The 13,830-nt window shown below is 53.9% G+C and carries 13 protein-coding genes and 2 tRNA genes; 13 read left to right on the top strand and 2 right to left on the bottom strand.

What is annotated here, in order from left to right:
* The first annotated feature begins 187 nt into the window (after positions 1-187).
* A complete protein-coding gene (locus JIN85_RS04050) occupies positions 188-1,063 on the top strand; it encodes a choice-of-anchor A family protein (protein WP_200267904.1) in 876 nt (291 codons plus the stop codon).
* A gap of 156 nt (positions 1,064-1,219) precedes the next feature.
* Positions 1,220-1,849: a lamin tail domain-containing protein gene (locus tag JIN85_RS04045; protein WP_200267902.1), complete on the top strand. Its 630-nt coding sequence runs from the start codon at positions 1,220-1,222 to the stop codon at positions 1,847-1,849.
* A gap of 66 nt (positions 1,850-1,915) precedes the next feature.
* Here the strand turns inward: JIN85_RS04045 and JIN85_RS04040 are convergent, their stop codons facing one another.
* Together JIN85_RS04040 and JIN85_RS04035 are read right to left on the bottom strand one after the other, a co-directional pair.
* Positions 1,916-2,584: a spermine/spermidine synthase domain-containing protein gene (locus JIN85_RS04040; protein WP_200267900.1), complete on the bottom strand. Its 669-nt coding sequence runs from the start codon at positions 2,582-2,584 to the stop codon at positions 1,916-1,918.
* Positions 2,581-3,891 (bottom strand): N-acetylmuramoyl-L-alanine amidase, encoded by a 1,311-nt coding sequence (locus tag JIN85_RS04035; protein WP_200267898.1) that lies wholly within the window; start codon positions 3,889-3,891, stop codon positions 2,581-2,583. Before JIN85_RS04035 ends, JIN85_RS04040 begins: the two co-directional genes overlap by 4 nt.
* Positions 3,892-3,963: 72 nt before the next feature.
* On the opposite strand from JIN85_RS04035, the gene JIN85_RS04030 reads away from it, so the two are divergent.
* The 11 genes from JIN85_RS04030 to rpoB all read left to right on the top strand — a co-directional run bounded on the left by JIN85_RS04030 (position 3,964) and on the right by rpoB (position 13,802).
* Positions 3,964-4,776, top strand: coding sequence for a TIGR00282 family metallophosphoesterase (locus JIN85_RS04030; protein WP_200267897.1), 813 nt, complete (start codon positions 3,964-3,966; stop codon positions 4,774-4,776).
* Between the two features lie 205 nt (positions 4,777-4,981).
* Positions 4,982-5,056: transfer RNA gene (locus tag JIN85_RS04025), tRNA-Thr, on the top strand.
* A 52-nt stretch (positions 5,057-5,108) separates the two neighbouring features.
* Positions 5,109-6,293 carry an elongation factor Tu gene (tuf, locus tag JIN85_RS04020; RefSeq protein ID WP_200267895.1) on the top strand — a complete coding sequence of 395 codons (1,185 nt, stop codon included), beginning with the start codon at positions 5,109-5,111 and terminating at the stop codon, positions 6,291-6,293.
* Between the two features lie 93 nt (positions 6,294-6,386).
* Positions 6,387-6,462 (top strand) — tRNA-Trp (locus JIN85_RS04015).
* A gap of 28 nt (positions 6,463-6,490) precedes the next feature.
* Positions 6,491-6,718, top strand: coding sequence for a preprotein translocase subunit SecE (locus JIN85_RS04010; protein WP_200267893.1), 228 nt, complete (start codon positions 6,491-6,493; stop codon positions 6,716-6,718).
* A 38-nt stretch (positions 6,719-6,756) separates the two neighbouring features.
* Entirely contained in the window at positions 6,757-7,326 is a 570-nt protein-coding gene (gene nusG / locus JIN85_RS04005) for a transcription termination/antitermination protein NusG (RefSeq protein WP_200267891.1), read from the top strand.
* Between the two features lie 54 nt (positions 7,327-7,380).
* Complete coding sequence (gene rplK, locus JIN85_RS04000) at positions 7,381-7,809, top strand: 50S ribosomal protein L11 (RefSeq protein WP_200267889.1); 429 nt, start codon at positions 7,381-7,383, stop codon at positions 7,807-7,809.
* A gap of 92 nt (positions 7,810-7,901) precedes the next feature.
* Complete coding sequence (gene rplA / locus JIN85_RS03995; protein ID WP_200267887.1) at positions 7,902-8,609, top strand: 50S ribosomal protein L1; 708 nt, start codon at positions 7,902-7,904, stop codon at positions 8,607-8,609.
* 18 nt (positions 8,610-8,627) lie between these two features.
* A complete protein-coding gene (rplJ, locus tag JIN85_RS03990) occupies positions 8,628-9,143 on the top strand; it encodes a 50S ribosomal protein L10 (RefSeq protein ID WP_200267885.1) in 516 nt (171 codons plus the stop codon).
* Positions 9,144-9,277: 134 nt separating this feature from the next.
* A complete protein-coding gene (rplL, locus tag JIN85_RS03985; RefSeq protein WP_200267883.1) occupies positions 9,278-9,652 on the top strand; it encodes a 50S ribosomal protein L7/L12 in 375 nt (124 codons plus the stop codon).
* Positions 9,653-9,854: 202 nt separating this feature from the next.
* A complete protein-coding gene (rpoB, locus tag JIN85_RS03980; RefSeq protein ID WP_200267881.1) occupies positions 9,855-13,802 on the top strand; it encodes a DNA-directed RNA polymerase subunit beta in 3,948 nt (1,315 codons plus the stop codon).
* The last annotated feature ends 28 nt before the right edge of the window (positions 13,803-13,830 follow it).

Raw genomic sequence — 13,830 nt, 5'->3', positions numbered from 1 at the left:
AAATCTATTCAATAACTAACCTACGCGATTGCGTAATTTGTGGTGAGCTAAGTTGTGTTAGGTTTGCGGGGTTCTCCGCTGTTGCGGGGAATGTTCCCCCTTATCCCCCAATTCCCCCCATATGCAAGCATCCGCTTCTCGCGGTTTGGGCTTGGTTGCACTTATCGGGCTCATGCTCGGTGTTTCCATGAAAGCTCATGCCCAAAATCTCTCCTCGCTGAGTACTTACTCGGTAGTTGTTAGTGGTAATTTTTCGACGAATTCTGATGTTGAAGGCAGAACATTGGTCGGAGGCAATCTCACCGGAACCAATAGCGCGAATTTCGCGACTCAACTCGGTGGCACGGTTGATACTACCGATTTAACCCTCCGTGTTGGTGGGAATATTTCCAGCGGAAACCCGATTCAGTTGAATGCCGGAAGCTTGGAAATTGGCGGCTCGACCAATGGTCGTATCATCAACTACAATGGTGGAGGTTCCCAGATTTCGAATCCTTCCGCAAATTACAGCGCCATCATCGACGAACTAACTCTCGCAAGCGAGATTCTCAGCACCTATGGCGCAAACAGCAATGTCATCATTCCTGCCGAGCAGCCATCGGCTTTCAAGTTTGATGCTGTGCCCGACGAAAATGGGCTCGCAGTTTTCTATGTCGATGGAAGTGACCTTTTCAGCAATTCCTACGTTCAGCAGATTGAGCTGATCGCGAATGGAGCGACGGATATCATCATCAATGTCAGTGGTAGCACCATCAATTGGCAATATGGCAACTTGGTCGGGCTATTCACGGACGAATATTGGCAATCCAGAATCGTATGGAACTTCTACGAAGCCGAAACCATTGATTTTGGTTCGAAGAACATGATGGGCCAAGTGCTGGCTCCGAATGCAAGCGTGACGACAGCCAATCCGATTGATGGATCGATCTTTGCCGCTGAACTCACGGCCAATTCCGAGATCCATCTTCCGGGATACGCGGGAAGTATGATTCCTGAGCCAACGACAGCATTGCTTGGTTTGGTTGGTGGTTTGGTGCTCCTGGCACGCCGGAAGAGGGCTTGATCCTGTTGTCAATTCATGGCACTTCCAAGCCGGTCGCGAGATTCGCGTCCGGCTTTTTGCTCTTTGTGACACTAACGTCACCAATTTGGCGGATGACTTGGAAGCCACAGGGTGAAACTTTTGACCGATTGCACGGGTTTAAATATCTCTGAAACTATGAAACTCAAACTATTGTCTCTTGCAGCATTTGCTGCCTTTATTCCCGCTTCACAGGCGGCCATGGTCATCACTGAATGGATGTACAGCGGTGACGACGGTGAATATATTGAATTTACCAACACGGGTGACACCGCCATTGATTTGACGGGTTGGAGTTACGATGATGATAGCGAGACACCAGGCGGCTTTGATCTGTCTGCATTTGGCGTGGTGCAACCTGGTCAATCGGTGATCATCACGGAAGCAGACGCGGCGGACTTTATTGCCGCGTGGTCCCTGGATTCATCGGTTTTGGTGCTTGGCGGCTACACCAACAGCCTCGGGCGAAATGATGAAATCAATTTGTATGATGGAACCACCTTGGTCGATCAACTGACCTTCGGAGATGAAGATTTCGCAGGCTCGATCCGGACCCAAGGTGTCAGCGGTGTCACGGATCCTTCGAATTACGGCACCAATGATGTCGCTAGCTGGTATTTGTCTTCCGAGACCGATGGCATCAGCTGGACTTCTGCCAATGGCGATGTCGGCAGCCCGGGAGTTGCCGTGGTTCCTGAGCCGACGGTTTCCTTGCTGAGCGGCCTGGCGATCAGCTTCCTGGCCTTTGGGCGCAAGCGCCGCGCCTAAGTTGAATTTTTCAATGACGCCCTGTTGCGCAAAATCCGCGCGGCAGGGCATTTTTTTGGCCACGCCTTATGCGCGTTCGGCCACGAACAAAGTGTGCGTGAATCGTTTCGCCTTGGGATAGGCCTTGGCGCCAATGCATTGCACGTTGGTGAAGTATTTTTCCAGCAGCCGGGCAAAGCTTTTGTCCTGGTGAGCCGACCAAAAAACAACGCGCCCTTTCGGGTGCAGCGCGCCTTTGATCCGTTCCAGCCCGCTTTTTTTGTAAAGCCGTTCATTGCCGAGCTGGACAAAGGGATCCGGCCCGTTGTCCACATCCAGCAGGATCGTATGATATTTCGCGGGGCCGCAGCGGTCGATGATTTCGTAAACGTCGCGAATCTCAATTTTTACCCGGGAATCATCGACCAAGGTGCCATTGATGGATTTGAGAAATTCCCGGTTCCAATCGACAATTTCTGGAAGGAGCTCGGCGACATCGACGTGAGCATTCGGACCAGTTAGTTCGAGAACCCGGCGCAGGGTGAAGCCGAAGCCGAGTCCGCCGATGAGGATGCGTGGCTTTGTCGGCAGCCCAACGCAGGAAAGCTCTGCCATCTGCTGCTCAGAGGAAAAGGCGGTGGTGCTCATCAATTGCAGTCCCGCGACTTTGAGGAAAAACTCACCGTCGTGTTCGTGGAGCGTGAGCGTTGCTCCGTCTGGAGTTTGAGTGGAGGCGAGAGTGACGGTTGGCTTCATTGGGGCGTGCGGGTTGCTGCATAATGCTTCGATAGCCCTTCGACCAGCGCCGTGGCGTATTCGTGAAAAATCGATGCCTGCTGCTTGCCGTCGACTTCCCGCATTCCTTCGTAATCGCCTGCCTGAATCCGTGCATAGTCGTGGATGGAATTCATGACATACGGCTCCAGGAAAATGACCGGACAATCGTAAAGCCGGTTCGCCAGGAGATTTCGCGCCCAAAGATACGGATTTTGTCCAACTTGTCTGACGTTGGGAGAATCAGCCGAATAGTGGTAGGCGGGTAAACCGGTGCGTTCGGCGAAAACGCTGGCGACGGTAGTGCCTACGAGCGTTTCTTCGCGGTGGATGCCTTGAAAAATTTTGTGCAGCATGGCGTAGCGCTGGTCGGCGAGCGCCACTTCGTCGGAATTATAAGCGCCATTGACGAGCACATGAAAATGGGAGTGGTCGGTCAGTGTGGGTTGGTTGGGATTGCCCCAGGCATCTGCATTGAAATGCAGGCAAAGAACGAGATCCGGCTTGATGGTGTCGTTGACGAGATCTGCGCGGGCGCGAATCTCCGCGGTCCGGTAAAAGAGCCGTTCCGCGATCTTGCGAATCTCTTCAGGGCCAGCATCGGGGGAGGATTTTCTGGCCAGCTCCATCAGCGCCTCGGGTCGCAGCGAGGTTACCGGTTCGGTTTTATCGCGAACCAAGGTGACTTTGGCGCCGAGTTGTTCGAGTAACGGCTTGGCCAATTTCGCGACTGTGAGGGTCATGTTGCCTTCCATCACCGGAGTGCCAGTGCCGAGAACGAACCACCTCTCCTCCATTTTTGCCCAATCGCCGCCAATGTGCCCGGGATCGATGGCGATCTTCAGGCCATCGAGCGGTTTGCCGTCGGGATACGGAGCCAAGTCAGTGGCTGCTCTCCAGAACCGCGTAGGTTTTTCCACTGCGGCTGGATCGGCGAATGGGATGGTGATTTTTCCGTGAGGTTGGAAATCATCCACAGCAATTTCGACGGAGTTTTCCTCAAGTTGGATGAATTTTTTCCAGGAGTCGCTCGTGGTAAAAACCTCACTGAGGAGAGTTTCGAAGTCATTGCGAGAGATGCAGTCGCGGAATTGGTTGAGCTGAGACCAATCTGGTGGCTTGGCTAGAATCGAGAGCTCGGGAGGTGGCAATTCCTGGATTGGAGGAAGTTGCGGGGGTTTTGGCGGAAGAGGGCTGGTGCTGGGACGAAAGATGATCCAAATCAGAATCACCGTGGCAATGACACCAGCGAGGTAAAGGGGAAGATAGCGACGGAAGCGGGGTGGCATTTTGAAAAGGATTGTGGCACGGGTTCCGGCAGTAGACAATGCGGGCCGATCAAATAGAGGGTCGACTCAACTATGTCAGCGATTCGTGTTTTATTTTTAGGAGATGTGGTGGGAGAGCCAGGACGCAAAGCGGTGATCCAGCAAATCCCCATCTTGAAACAGGAGGAGGGGATCGATTTTGTCATCGTAAATGGTGAAAACTCCGCAGGAGGGCGGGGGATTACGCCAAAAATTTCGATTGATCTGCTGCGCGCGGGAGCAGCGGTGGTCACAACCGGCGATCATGTTTGGGATCAGCAGGAGATTGTTTCCTATTTTCCGACCGAACCGCGATTGCTCCGTCCCATCAATTATCCGGAAGGAACGCCGGGAAATGGCAGTGTGATCTTGGAAACCTCCAAGGGCCGGGTCGCTGTCATTCAAGTGCAAGGCCGCTCATTCATGCAGCCGCCTCTGGAAAATCCATTTCTTGCAGCAGAAGAGGAAATCGAGCGATTGCGCGCAGATGGAGTGCGGGTGATCGTGCTTGAGATCCATGCGGAAACCACCAGCGAAAAGATCGCGATGGGCCGCATGGTGGATGGGAAAGTATCGTTAGTTGTTGGAACTCATACGCATGTGCAAACTGGTGATGAGCGGATTTTCCCCGGAGGGACAGGCTATTTGACAGATGCTGGCATGTGTGGACCGGACGAGTCGATATTGGGTAGAAGCATCGAATCCGTGGTCTGGAGATTCAAGACGGCGATGCCTACACGCTTCCCGGTGGCGAAAGGAGCTGTGCGGTTGTGTGGGGTTATTGCGGATATCGATGTCGAGACCGGAAACTGCCTGGAAATCAGAAGACTCTCATTATTATTGAGTAATGAAGATGTGGCTGAATGAAATCGGTTCCGTATTGCGCTGAAAATCAGGCAATTTCGACAAACTTAGATTTGAGTCATATTTTTTTTGACAGAGAGGTCGGCTTTGTTACTGTCCCGCCCGCTCTTCCCCACAACAAGTCAGGGGTGCCGCGCCCAGTCCCGGAATTCGAGGCAGGTCGCGGTTCTTTTGTCGGAAGGTGGGAAGTGCAAGACAAAGACAGATTGCTCGTGTAGCTCAGGGGTAGAGCGCATCCTTGGTAAGGATGAGGTCGGGGGTTCAATTCCCCCCACGAGCTCCAGTGTCACGTCAATCACTCTCAGAAAAGAAGCTCACGCGAAAGAACAACCACCATGGCAAAAGAAGCATTCCAGCGCAATAAGCCGCACGTTAACATTGGCACCATCGGTCACGTTGACCACGGCAAAACTACGCTCACTGCAGCGATCACCAATACCCTTTCCGAAAAGGGATTTGCTCAAAAGAAGAGCTACGCGGACATCGATGCTGCGCCGGAAGAGCGTGAGCGCGGTATTACCATCAACACTGCCCACGTTGAGTATGAAACCGAAAAGCGTCACTACGCTCACGTGGATTGCCCTGGTCACGCCGACTACGTGAAGAACATGATCACGGGTGCTGCTCAGATGGATGGTGCGATTCTCGTGGTTTCCGCTGCTGACGGTCCAATGCCGCAAACTCGTGAGCACATCTTGCTTGCTCGCCAAGTGGGTGTTCCTGCGTTGGTTGTTTTCATGAACAAGGTTGACCTTGTGGATGATGAAGAGCTTCTCGAGCTGGTTGAGATGGAAGTTCGTGACTTGCTGTCTTCCTATGAGTTCCCAGGTGACGATATTCCGATTGTCAAAGGTTCTGCTAAGGCAGCCTTGGATGGTGATGCTGCTCAAATGGAGAATATCATCAAGCTGATGGATGCGGTTGATTCCTACATTCCTGAGCCTGAGCGTCCAATCGACAAAACTTTCCTTATGCCAATCGAAGACGTGTTCTCGATCGAAGGTCGTGGAACCGTTTGCACCGGCCGTGTCGAGCGTGGTATCATCAAGAAGATGGAAGAAGTTGAGATCGTTGGTATCCGCGACACTCAAAAGACCACCGTTACCGACATTGAAATGTTCCGTAAGCTTCTCGACGAAGGTCGTGCAGGTGACAACGTTGGTCTTCTTATTCGTGGTCTCAAGAAAGACCAAGTTGAGCGTGGCCAAGTGATTGCTAAGCCAGGCACGGTGAAAGGTCACACCACCTTCAAGTCCGAGATCTACGTTCTTTCGAAAGAAGAAGGTGGTCGTCACACCCCGTTCTTCTCGAACTATCGTCCACAATTCTACTTCCGCACCACCGACGTGACTGGTAGCATCCGCCTTCCAGAAGGTGTGGAAATGGTGATGCCTGGTGATAACATCGGTCTCGAAGTCGAGCTGATCACACCAGTTGCCATGGAGCCTACCATGCGCTTCGCTATCCGTGAAGGTGGCCGCACCGTCGGCGCTGGCCGGGTTGGTGAAATCATCAAGTAATTTTAAGCAATGAGGCATCCGGTGCTAGTCGCCGGAGTGCCGGACCCCGGGGCATCCCTCTCAAAAAGTGGGGTGCCCCTGAGTCGCCTCAAAACGGCAGTAGTTCAATTGGTAGAGCATCGGTCTCCAAAACCGAGTGTTGGGGGTTCGAGTCCCTCCTGCCGTGCCACTTTCAGAATCAGTCCTATCAATACAATATGTTCGCGAAATTCACAAACTTCCTTGGTGAGGTAAAAGGCGAACTCCGAAAGGCGAAATGGCCTTGGGAGTCCGATCCAAAAGTGAAAGGATTTCGTAAATACAAGGAGTTGATCGATTCAACCGTCGTAGTTCTCATCGCGGTGATCCTCCTTGCTGGATTTGTCCAATTCTGGGACTTCCTTCTCGTTCTAGTCGTGAACTTCCTGAATGGCTTGGGTCACTGATTCCTTTCCTGCTATCTCCTTTTCCCTGCCTGCCTGTTATGCCAGAAGCTTCCCCAGCCCGAGACCAGTGGTACGTTGTTCAAGTCCTCTCCGGACAAGAGCAGCGCGTGCGCGATCGTATCAATCGCCAAGCCGAGTCAGAGGGGATGACTGAATACATCCGCGAGGTGCTGGTTCCTACCGAAATGGTATCGGAAATCCGTCGCGGTAAAAAAACGGAGACCAAGCGCAAGTTCTTCCCTGGCTACATCATCGTCAACATGAACCTCCTCACAGAGGATAACCAGCTTGTCGAGCAGACCTGGTTTTTCATCAAGGAAATGGAAGGCGTGATTGGTTTCGCTGGAACCAAGGACAAGCCAGTGCCGATGCGTCCACGTGAGGTGGAAGCCATGCTTTCCCAAATCAAGGAGCGCGAGGAGAGCGTTCGTCCAGCCATCAGTTTTGAAGTCGGCGATACCGTCAAGGTTGCCGATGGTCCCTTCCAAAGCCAGAACGGTATTGTCGAGGAGATCGACCCGGAACGCGGCAAGCTCCGTGTTTCTGTTACGATCTTCGGTCGCAGCACACCCGTGGAACTCGAATACTGGCAGGTCGAGCGCGCCTGATCGCGCTCATTTTCACATCTCCCTCTCTCAAACGTTACGTAACACCGCACCACCATGGCCAAGGAAGTCGTCAAAATCATCAAGCTCCAGATCAATGCGGGAGCTGCTAACCCATCACCACCCGTTGGTCCTGCACTCGGTCAGGCTGGCGTGAACATCATGGCCTTCTGTAAGGAGTTCAACGCTGCGACCCAAGGTCAAGCAGGCGACGTGCTTCCGGTGGTGATTTCTGTTTACAAGGACAAGTCTTTCTCTTTCGTCACCAAGCGTCCACCAGCTGGTAACCTTCTCAAGAAGGCAGCAGGTCTTGCTTCCGGTTCCAAGGAGCCGAACAAGATCAAGGTTGGCAAGATTTCGAAAGAAAAGTTGATGGAAGTCGTCAACATCAAGATGCCTGACTTGAACACCAAAGATCCTGAAGCTGCAGCTCGCATTCTCGCTGGCACCGCACGTCAGATGGGTCTTGAAGTCGAAGGCTTCTAAGATTTTCCGCCGACTGGTTTTAACGCTGGTCGGCTCCCGCAGGAGGAAAGGCTACTCAAGCATTTCCGAATGAACTGCTAACTGATACCAAAATGGCTAAATACCGCAGCAAACGCTACAAAAAGGCAGCCGCTCTTGTCGAAACCGGCAAAAGCTACTCACTTGCCGACGCAATCAGCACCGTGAAGCAATTCCCGGCGCCAAAATTCACCCCAACCGTAACGCTTTCCTTCCACCTCGGCGTGGATCCTCGGAAGAGTGACCAAATGGTCCGCGGTTCTGTTTCTCTTCCTCACGGCACCGGTCGTAACGTCCGTGTTGCTGTCTTCGCCCAAGGTGCTGCCGCAGAAGCTGCAATCGCTGCAGGTGCAGAGCACGTCGGTTACGAAGATCTGATCAAAAAGATCCAGGATGGATTCACCGACTTCGACTCCGCAATCGCCACTCCTGACGCGATGGCTGAAGTTCGTAAAATCGCCCGGGTTCTCGGACCTCGCGGCTTGATGCCGAACCCGAAGACCGGAACGGTTACGGACGACACCGCCAAAGCAGTGAAAGAAGTGAAGGCTGGCCGTGTTGACTACAAGCTCGACAAGAACGGCAACGTTTCCGCCTCAATCGGCAAATCTTCCTTCGAGCCTGCTCAATTGGAAGAAAACGCCCGCGCTTTCGTTGATAGCGTGGTTCGTGCCAAGCCGGCTTCCGCGAAAGGTAACTACATCCAGAGCGTAACTCTTGCAGCAACCATGCTGCCAGGTCTTCCATTGGAAGCCGCTCTTTACACCAAAGCATCCGCTTAACCCAGCACGCCAAAGAACATGAGCAATCCTGATAAGAAAATCATCATCGACAGCCTGCTGGAGCGCGTCAATTCGTCTCCTTTCCTGATTGTCATCGACTACACCGGTCTCACCGTTCCTCAGTTCGGTGAACTCCGCAGCCGTCTCGATGCCGCTGGTGCCAAAGCTGTTGTCGCTAAAAATAGCTACGTCAAAAAAGCACTCGCTGAAGCGGGTCTTCCTGACATCGCCGAGGAATTGGTCGGTCAGACCGCTTTCATCACCGGAGACAGTGAAGTGTTTGCTGCCGCCAAGGTGGTGAAAAACTTCGAGAAAGAGTTCAAGAAGCCTGAATTCAAAGTTGGTATCCTGGACGGAGCCATCCTTACGGCTGATAAACTCAAGTCGATCGCCGACATTCCTTCCCGCGAAGCGGTCCTTTCGCAATTGCTTGGCCTCATCAACGAGCCTGCAACTCGCATCGCCCGCGTCCTCAATGCCAAGTATAACCCGGAAGCTAACGAAGCTTCAGAGGGTGAAGCTGAAGCTGAATAAAGAATCTGAAATGATGGTGTCGGCGTCTCCGCGCTGGCATCTGAACCCACAATGGTTCCTCGTCGGGGTGACAGCTGTCACACTGAAATTTCCAGGGGCTCTGGAAGCGACGATACCGAACAGGAGAACATAAAATGGCTAATATCGATACACTCGTAGAAGAACTCGGCAAGCTCACCGTTCTGGAAGCTGTCGACCTCGTCAAAAAACTTGAAGAAACCTGGGGCGTTTCCGCTGCAGCCGCTGTTGCTGCTGCCGGTCCTGCTGCTGGTCCTGCCGAAGCAGTCGAAGAGAAGACTGAATTCGACGTCGTCATCGCCGAAGCTGGCGGCAACAAGATCGCTGTCATTAAGGCAGTTCGCGAAGTTGCTCCTGGCCTTGGACTCGCTGATGCGAAGAAATTGGTTGAAAGCGCACCTGCGAAAATCCTCGAAGGCGTTGCCAAGGATGCAGCTGAAGCTGCGAAAAAGAAACTCGAAGAAGCTGGCGCTAAAATCGAGCTCAAGTAAAAATCATTGGATTTCTCCCCAGGATAGTGTGAACTGTCCTGGGGTATTTTCCTTGCGACCTGCCGAAATTGGCGGGAGATTCCACGAAACCCTTGGGCTTTCCCGCCGATTCCGACCCTACTTTATACGCCTGATTCCATCCTGCCTGAGACCGCATGCGGCTCGGGCTTAACTTGTCATTAGAAGAATACCACTAAACGCCATGGCTGAACGTCTCTATTTCGGGAAATTCGAGGAAGTCATCGAGCCGCCAAACCTCATTGAGGTTCAGAGCCGCTCATACGATGAGTTCCTGCAAAAAGAAGTGCCGCCAAGCGAGCGGAGCGATACCGGCCTGCAGGCGGTATTTCGTGAGGTATTCCCGATCAAGAGCTACGACGAAGCAATCGAACTCGACTTCGTCGCCTATGACATCGAAGACCCAAAAATCACTTCACTTGATTCCCTGCGCAACAGCGAAAGCTTCAGCGCTGCCCTCTACGTGACCTTCAAATTGAAGGACGAAACCGGGACCAAGAAGGAACGCGTTTACATGGGCGAGCTGCCGATGATGACCCGCCGTGGTACGTTCATCATCAACGGTGCCGAGCGTGTCATCGTTTCCCAGCTGCACCGTTCTCCAGGTATCTGCTTCGAAACTTCCCAGCACTTGAATGGCAAGATGCTCCACTCGTTCCGCATCATTCCCGATCGCGGATCTTGGTTGGAAGTTCAGTTCGACACCAACGACCTGCTTTACGTTTATCTCGACCGTCGCCGTCGCCGCCGTAAGTTCCTGGCGACGACTTTCTTGCGTGTACTCGGCTACCCAAGTGACCGCGATATCGTAAGCCATTTCTATTCTCCTGAAGCACTTCCGCTCACGGATTCGATGGATGAGGCTGAATTGGGTCACAAAGTTCCATTCGAAGACGTTCTCGACGGCGAGCTCGTGGTCGCCAAGGCCTACGAGCCACTTACCATCGGCATCGTGCGCCAATTGCTGGCACTCGGCCACAAATCGCTCGAAGTCATCGACGGTCGCGAAGACGAAATCCTGCTCAAATCGCTCCGCAAGGACCCAGCGAAGGACGAGGAATCCGCGCTGAAAGACATCTACCGCAAGCTTCGCCCTGGTGATCCACCAACAGCTGCGAACGCACGCGCTTTGCTGAAGCGCTTGTTCTTCGACCCGAAAAAATACGACCTCACCCGCGTCGGTCGTTACAAAATCAACCAAAAGCTCGGCATCACCGTTGATTCGGATCAGCGGATCATGGTTCCTGAAGACTTCCTCGCTGCCGTTCGTTACATCCTGCGCCTGAAAAAAGGTGACGGTGTGATCGACGACATCGACCACCTTGGTTCACGCCGCGTGCGTGCCGTGGGTGAGTTGCTCGCCAACCAATGCCGTGTCGGCCTTGCCCGCACCGAGCGTTTGGTCAAAGAGCGCATGACTTTGTTCGATGTGAACATCGAAGGCATGACCCCGCAGAAGTTGATCAACCCGAAAGCCCTCTCGGCCGTGGTTCGCGACTTCTTCGGTCGTTCCCAGCTTTCCCAGTTCATGGACCAAACCAACCCGCTTGCCGAGTTGACCCACAAGCGCCGCCTTTCGGCACTTGGACCGGGTGGTCTGAACCGTGATCGCGCAGGCTTCGAAGTCCGCGACGTTCATCCTTCCCACTACGGTCGGATTTGCCCGATTGAGACCCCTGAAGGTCCGAACATCGGTCTGATCAACTCGATGTGTACCTACGCACGCATCAACGAGTTCGGTTTCATCGAAACTCCATACCGCCGCGTCAACGACGGTCGCGTGACCAACGAGATCGAGTATCTCACCGCTGACCAAGAGGAGAACTTCCTCATCGCCCAGGCGAACAACCCGATCGACAAGGACGGCAATTTCCAAACCGAACGCATCACTGCCCGTGAAAAAGGCGGCGAGTTCATCGAGTCCCTGCCAACCGACGTTCACTACATGGACGTTTCGCCGAAGCAGTTGGTTTCGGTGGCTGCAGGTCTGATTCCATTCCTTGAGCACGACGACGCGAACCGCGCGCTGATGGGTTCGAACATGCAACGCCAAGGCGTGCCGCTCCTTGTTTCCGAAGCTCCATTCGTGGGCACCGGACTTGAAGGAAAAGCTGCCCGCGATTCCCGCGCGGTGGTGGTTTCTGAAGCTGACGGCATCATCGCCGCAGCGACTGCCGAAATCATCGTCACCACTCCAGACGGCAAGCTCCCTGTTTCCGACGAAAAGTTCCTTTCCGATGCTGAATCGGTGAAAACGAACGTCGAGAAGGGGATCTTCGCTTATCCGCTGCGCAAGTTCATGCGCTCGAACGCCGGCACCTGCATCAACCAGAAGCCGATCGTTTACAAAGGCGACAAGATCAAGAAAGGCCAAGTTCTTGCCGACGGCCCGAACACCGAGGATGGCGAACTCGCCATCGGTCGCAACGTGCTGGTCGCGTTCATGCCTTGGAACGGCTACAACTTCGAGGATGCGATCGTCATCTCCGAGCGTGTGGTGAAGGACGACGTTTACACCTCGATCCACATTTCCGAGTTCGACGTTGCTGCTCGCGACACCAAGCTTGGACCTGAAGAAATCACCCGCGACATTCCAAACGTCGGTGAGGAAGCGCTGCGCAACCTCGACCACGACGGCATCATCCGCATCGGTGCGGAAGTGAAGCCTGGCGACATTCTCGTCGGTAAGATCACTCCGAAGTCCGAAACCGAGCTTGCTCCGGAAGAGCGCCTGCTGCGCGCGATCTTCGGTGAAAAAGCTGCGGACGTGAAAGATACTTCCCTGCGCGTGCCATCCGGTTGCGTGGGTATCGTTCAGGACGTCCGGGTTTCTTCCCACGGCTTCGCCAAGAAGCGTGCGGAGAAGATCGATCCGGTCGAACTCAAGGAGCAGCTCAAGAAAATCAACGACGAGCACAAGAAGAAAGCCGACAAGTTGACCGACGACCTCACCGAGCGTCTTTCGGACATCTTGCTGGGTGAGAAAATCCCGCTCGATGTGGTGAACGCCCAAACCGGCGAAATCATCATCCCTGCGAACCGCAAGATCACCAAGACTCTGCTGCGCAAGCTGGCTTCGGTTCACGATCACATCGAAATCGATCCTTCCCCGATCCGGAACAAGATCCTGGAGATCATCGGCTCGTTCGAAGGTCGCTTCCAGGAGCTCGACACTGAGCGTGAGCGCAAGCTCGACTCGCTCGAGTCCGGTGATGAAGTCGATCCAGGCGTCATCAAGGAAGTGAAGGTCTTCATTGCCGCCAAACGGAAACTTTCCGTGGGTGACAAGATGGCCGGTCGTCACGGAAACAAGGGTGTTGTCGCCAACATCGTTCCTGAAGAAGATATGCCGTATCTTTCCGACGGAACCCCGGTTGACATCTGCCTCAACCCGCTCGGCGTGCCTTCACGGATGAACGTGGGTCAGGTTCTTGAAACTCACCTCGGCGTTGCTGCCAAGGCACTCGGTTTCAAGGTTGCGACTCCGATTTTCGACGGCATCAAGGAAGACGTCATCTGGGACTTCATGTCCAAGGCGAAGAAAGTCGACGGTGTCAAATTCGTTGGCGACAGCGGAGAACTCCGTGAGCGTCGTGCCGATGAAAAAGAAGGTCGCGGCTACACCTGGATCGGTGACGGTCGCGATGGCACCACGGGTGGTAAATCGACCCTCTATGATGGTCGCACCGGTGAAGCTTTCCACAACCCGGTTGTGGTCGGCTACATCTACATCCTCAAGCTCGGTCACTTGGTCGCCGACAAGATCCACGCCCGTGCGGTTGGTCCATACTCGCTTGTTACCCAGCAACCGCTTGGTGGTAAGGCGCAATACGGTGGTCAGCGTTTCGGGGAAATGGAGGTCTGGGCGCTCGAAGCTTACGGCGCCGCCTACACCCTTCAGGAACTGCTCACCGTCAAATCGGACGATGTTCAGGGCCGGACCCGGATTTACGAGGCGATTGTCAAAGGCGACAACAACCTCGAAGCCGGCACGCCAGAATCCTTCAACGTGCTTATCAAGGAGATGCAGTCCCTCGGACTCGACGTCAAACCAGGCCGCCGCTCTGCCGACGGACTGCCAGGCGTCACCGGCGGTGTGGACGATTTCTCACTTGATGACCTCACCCTCTAACAGCCCGCGAACCTATACCTGACCCAAA

This window comes from Luteolibacter pohnpeiensis (assembly GCF_016595435.1).
In the GTDB taxonomy this organism is placed as follows: Bacteria; Verrucomicrobiota; Verrucomicrobiia; order Verrucomicrobiales; family Akkermansiaceae; genus Luteolibacter; species Luteolibacter pohnpeiensis.
Note: the sequence above shows the minus strand (reverse complement) of the source record. Positions and strands in the feature narration are given on the sequence as shown.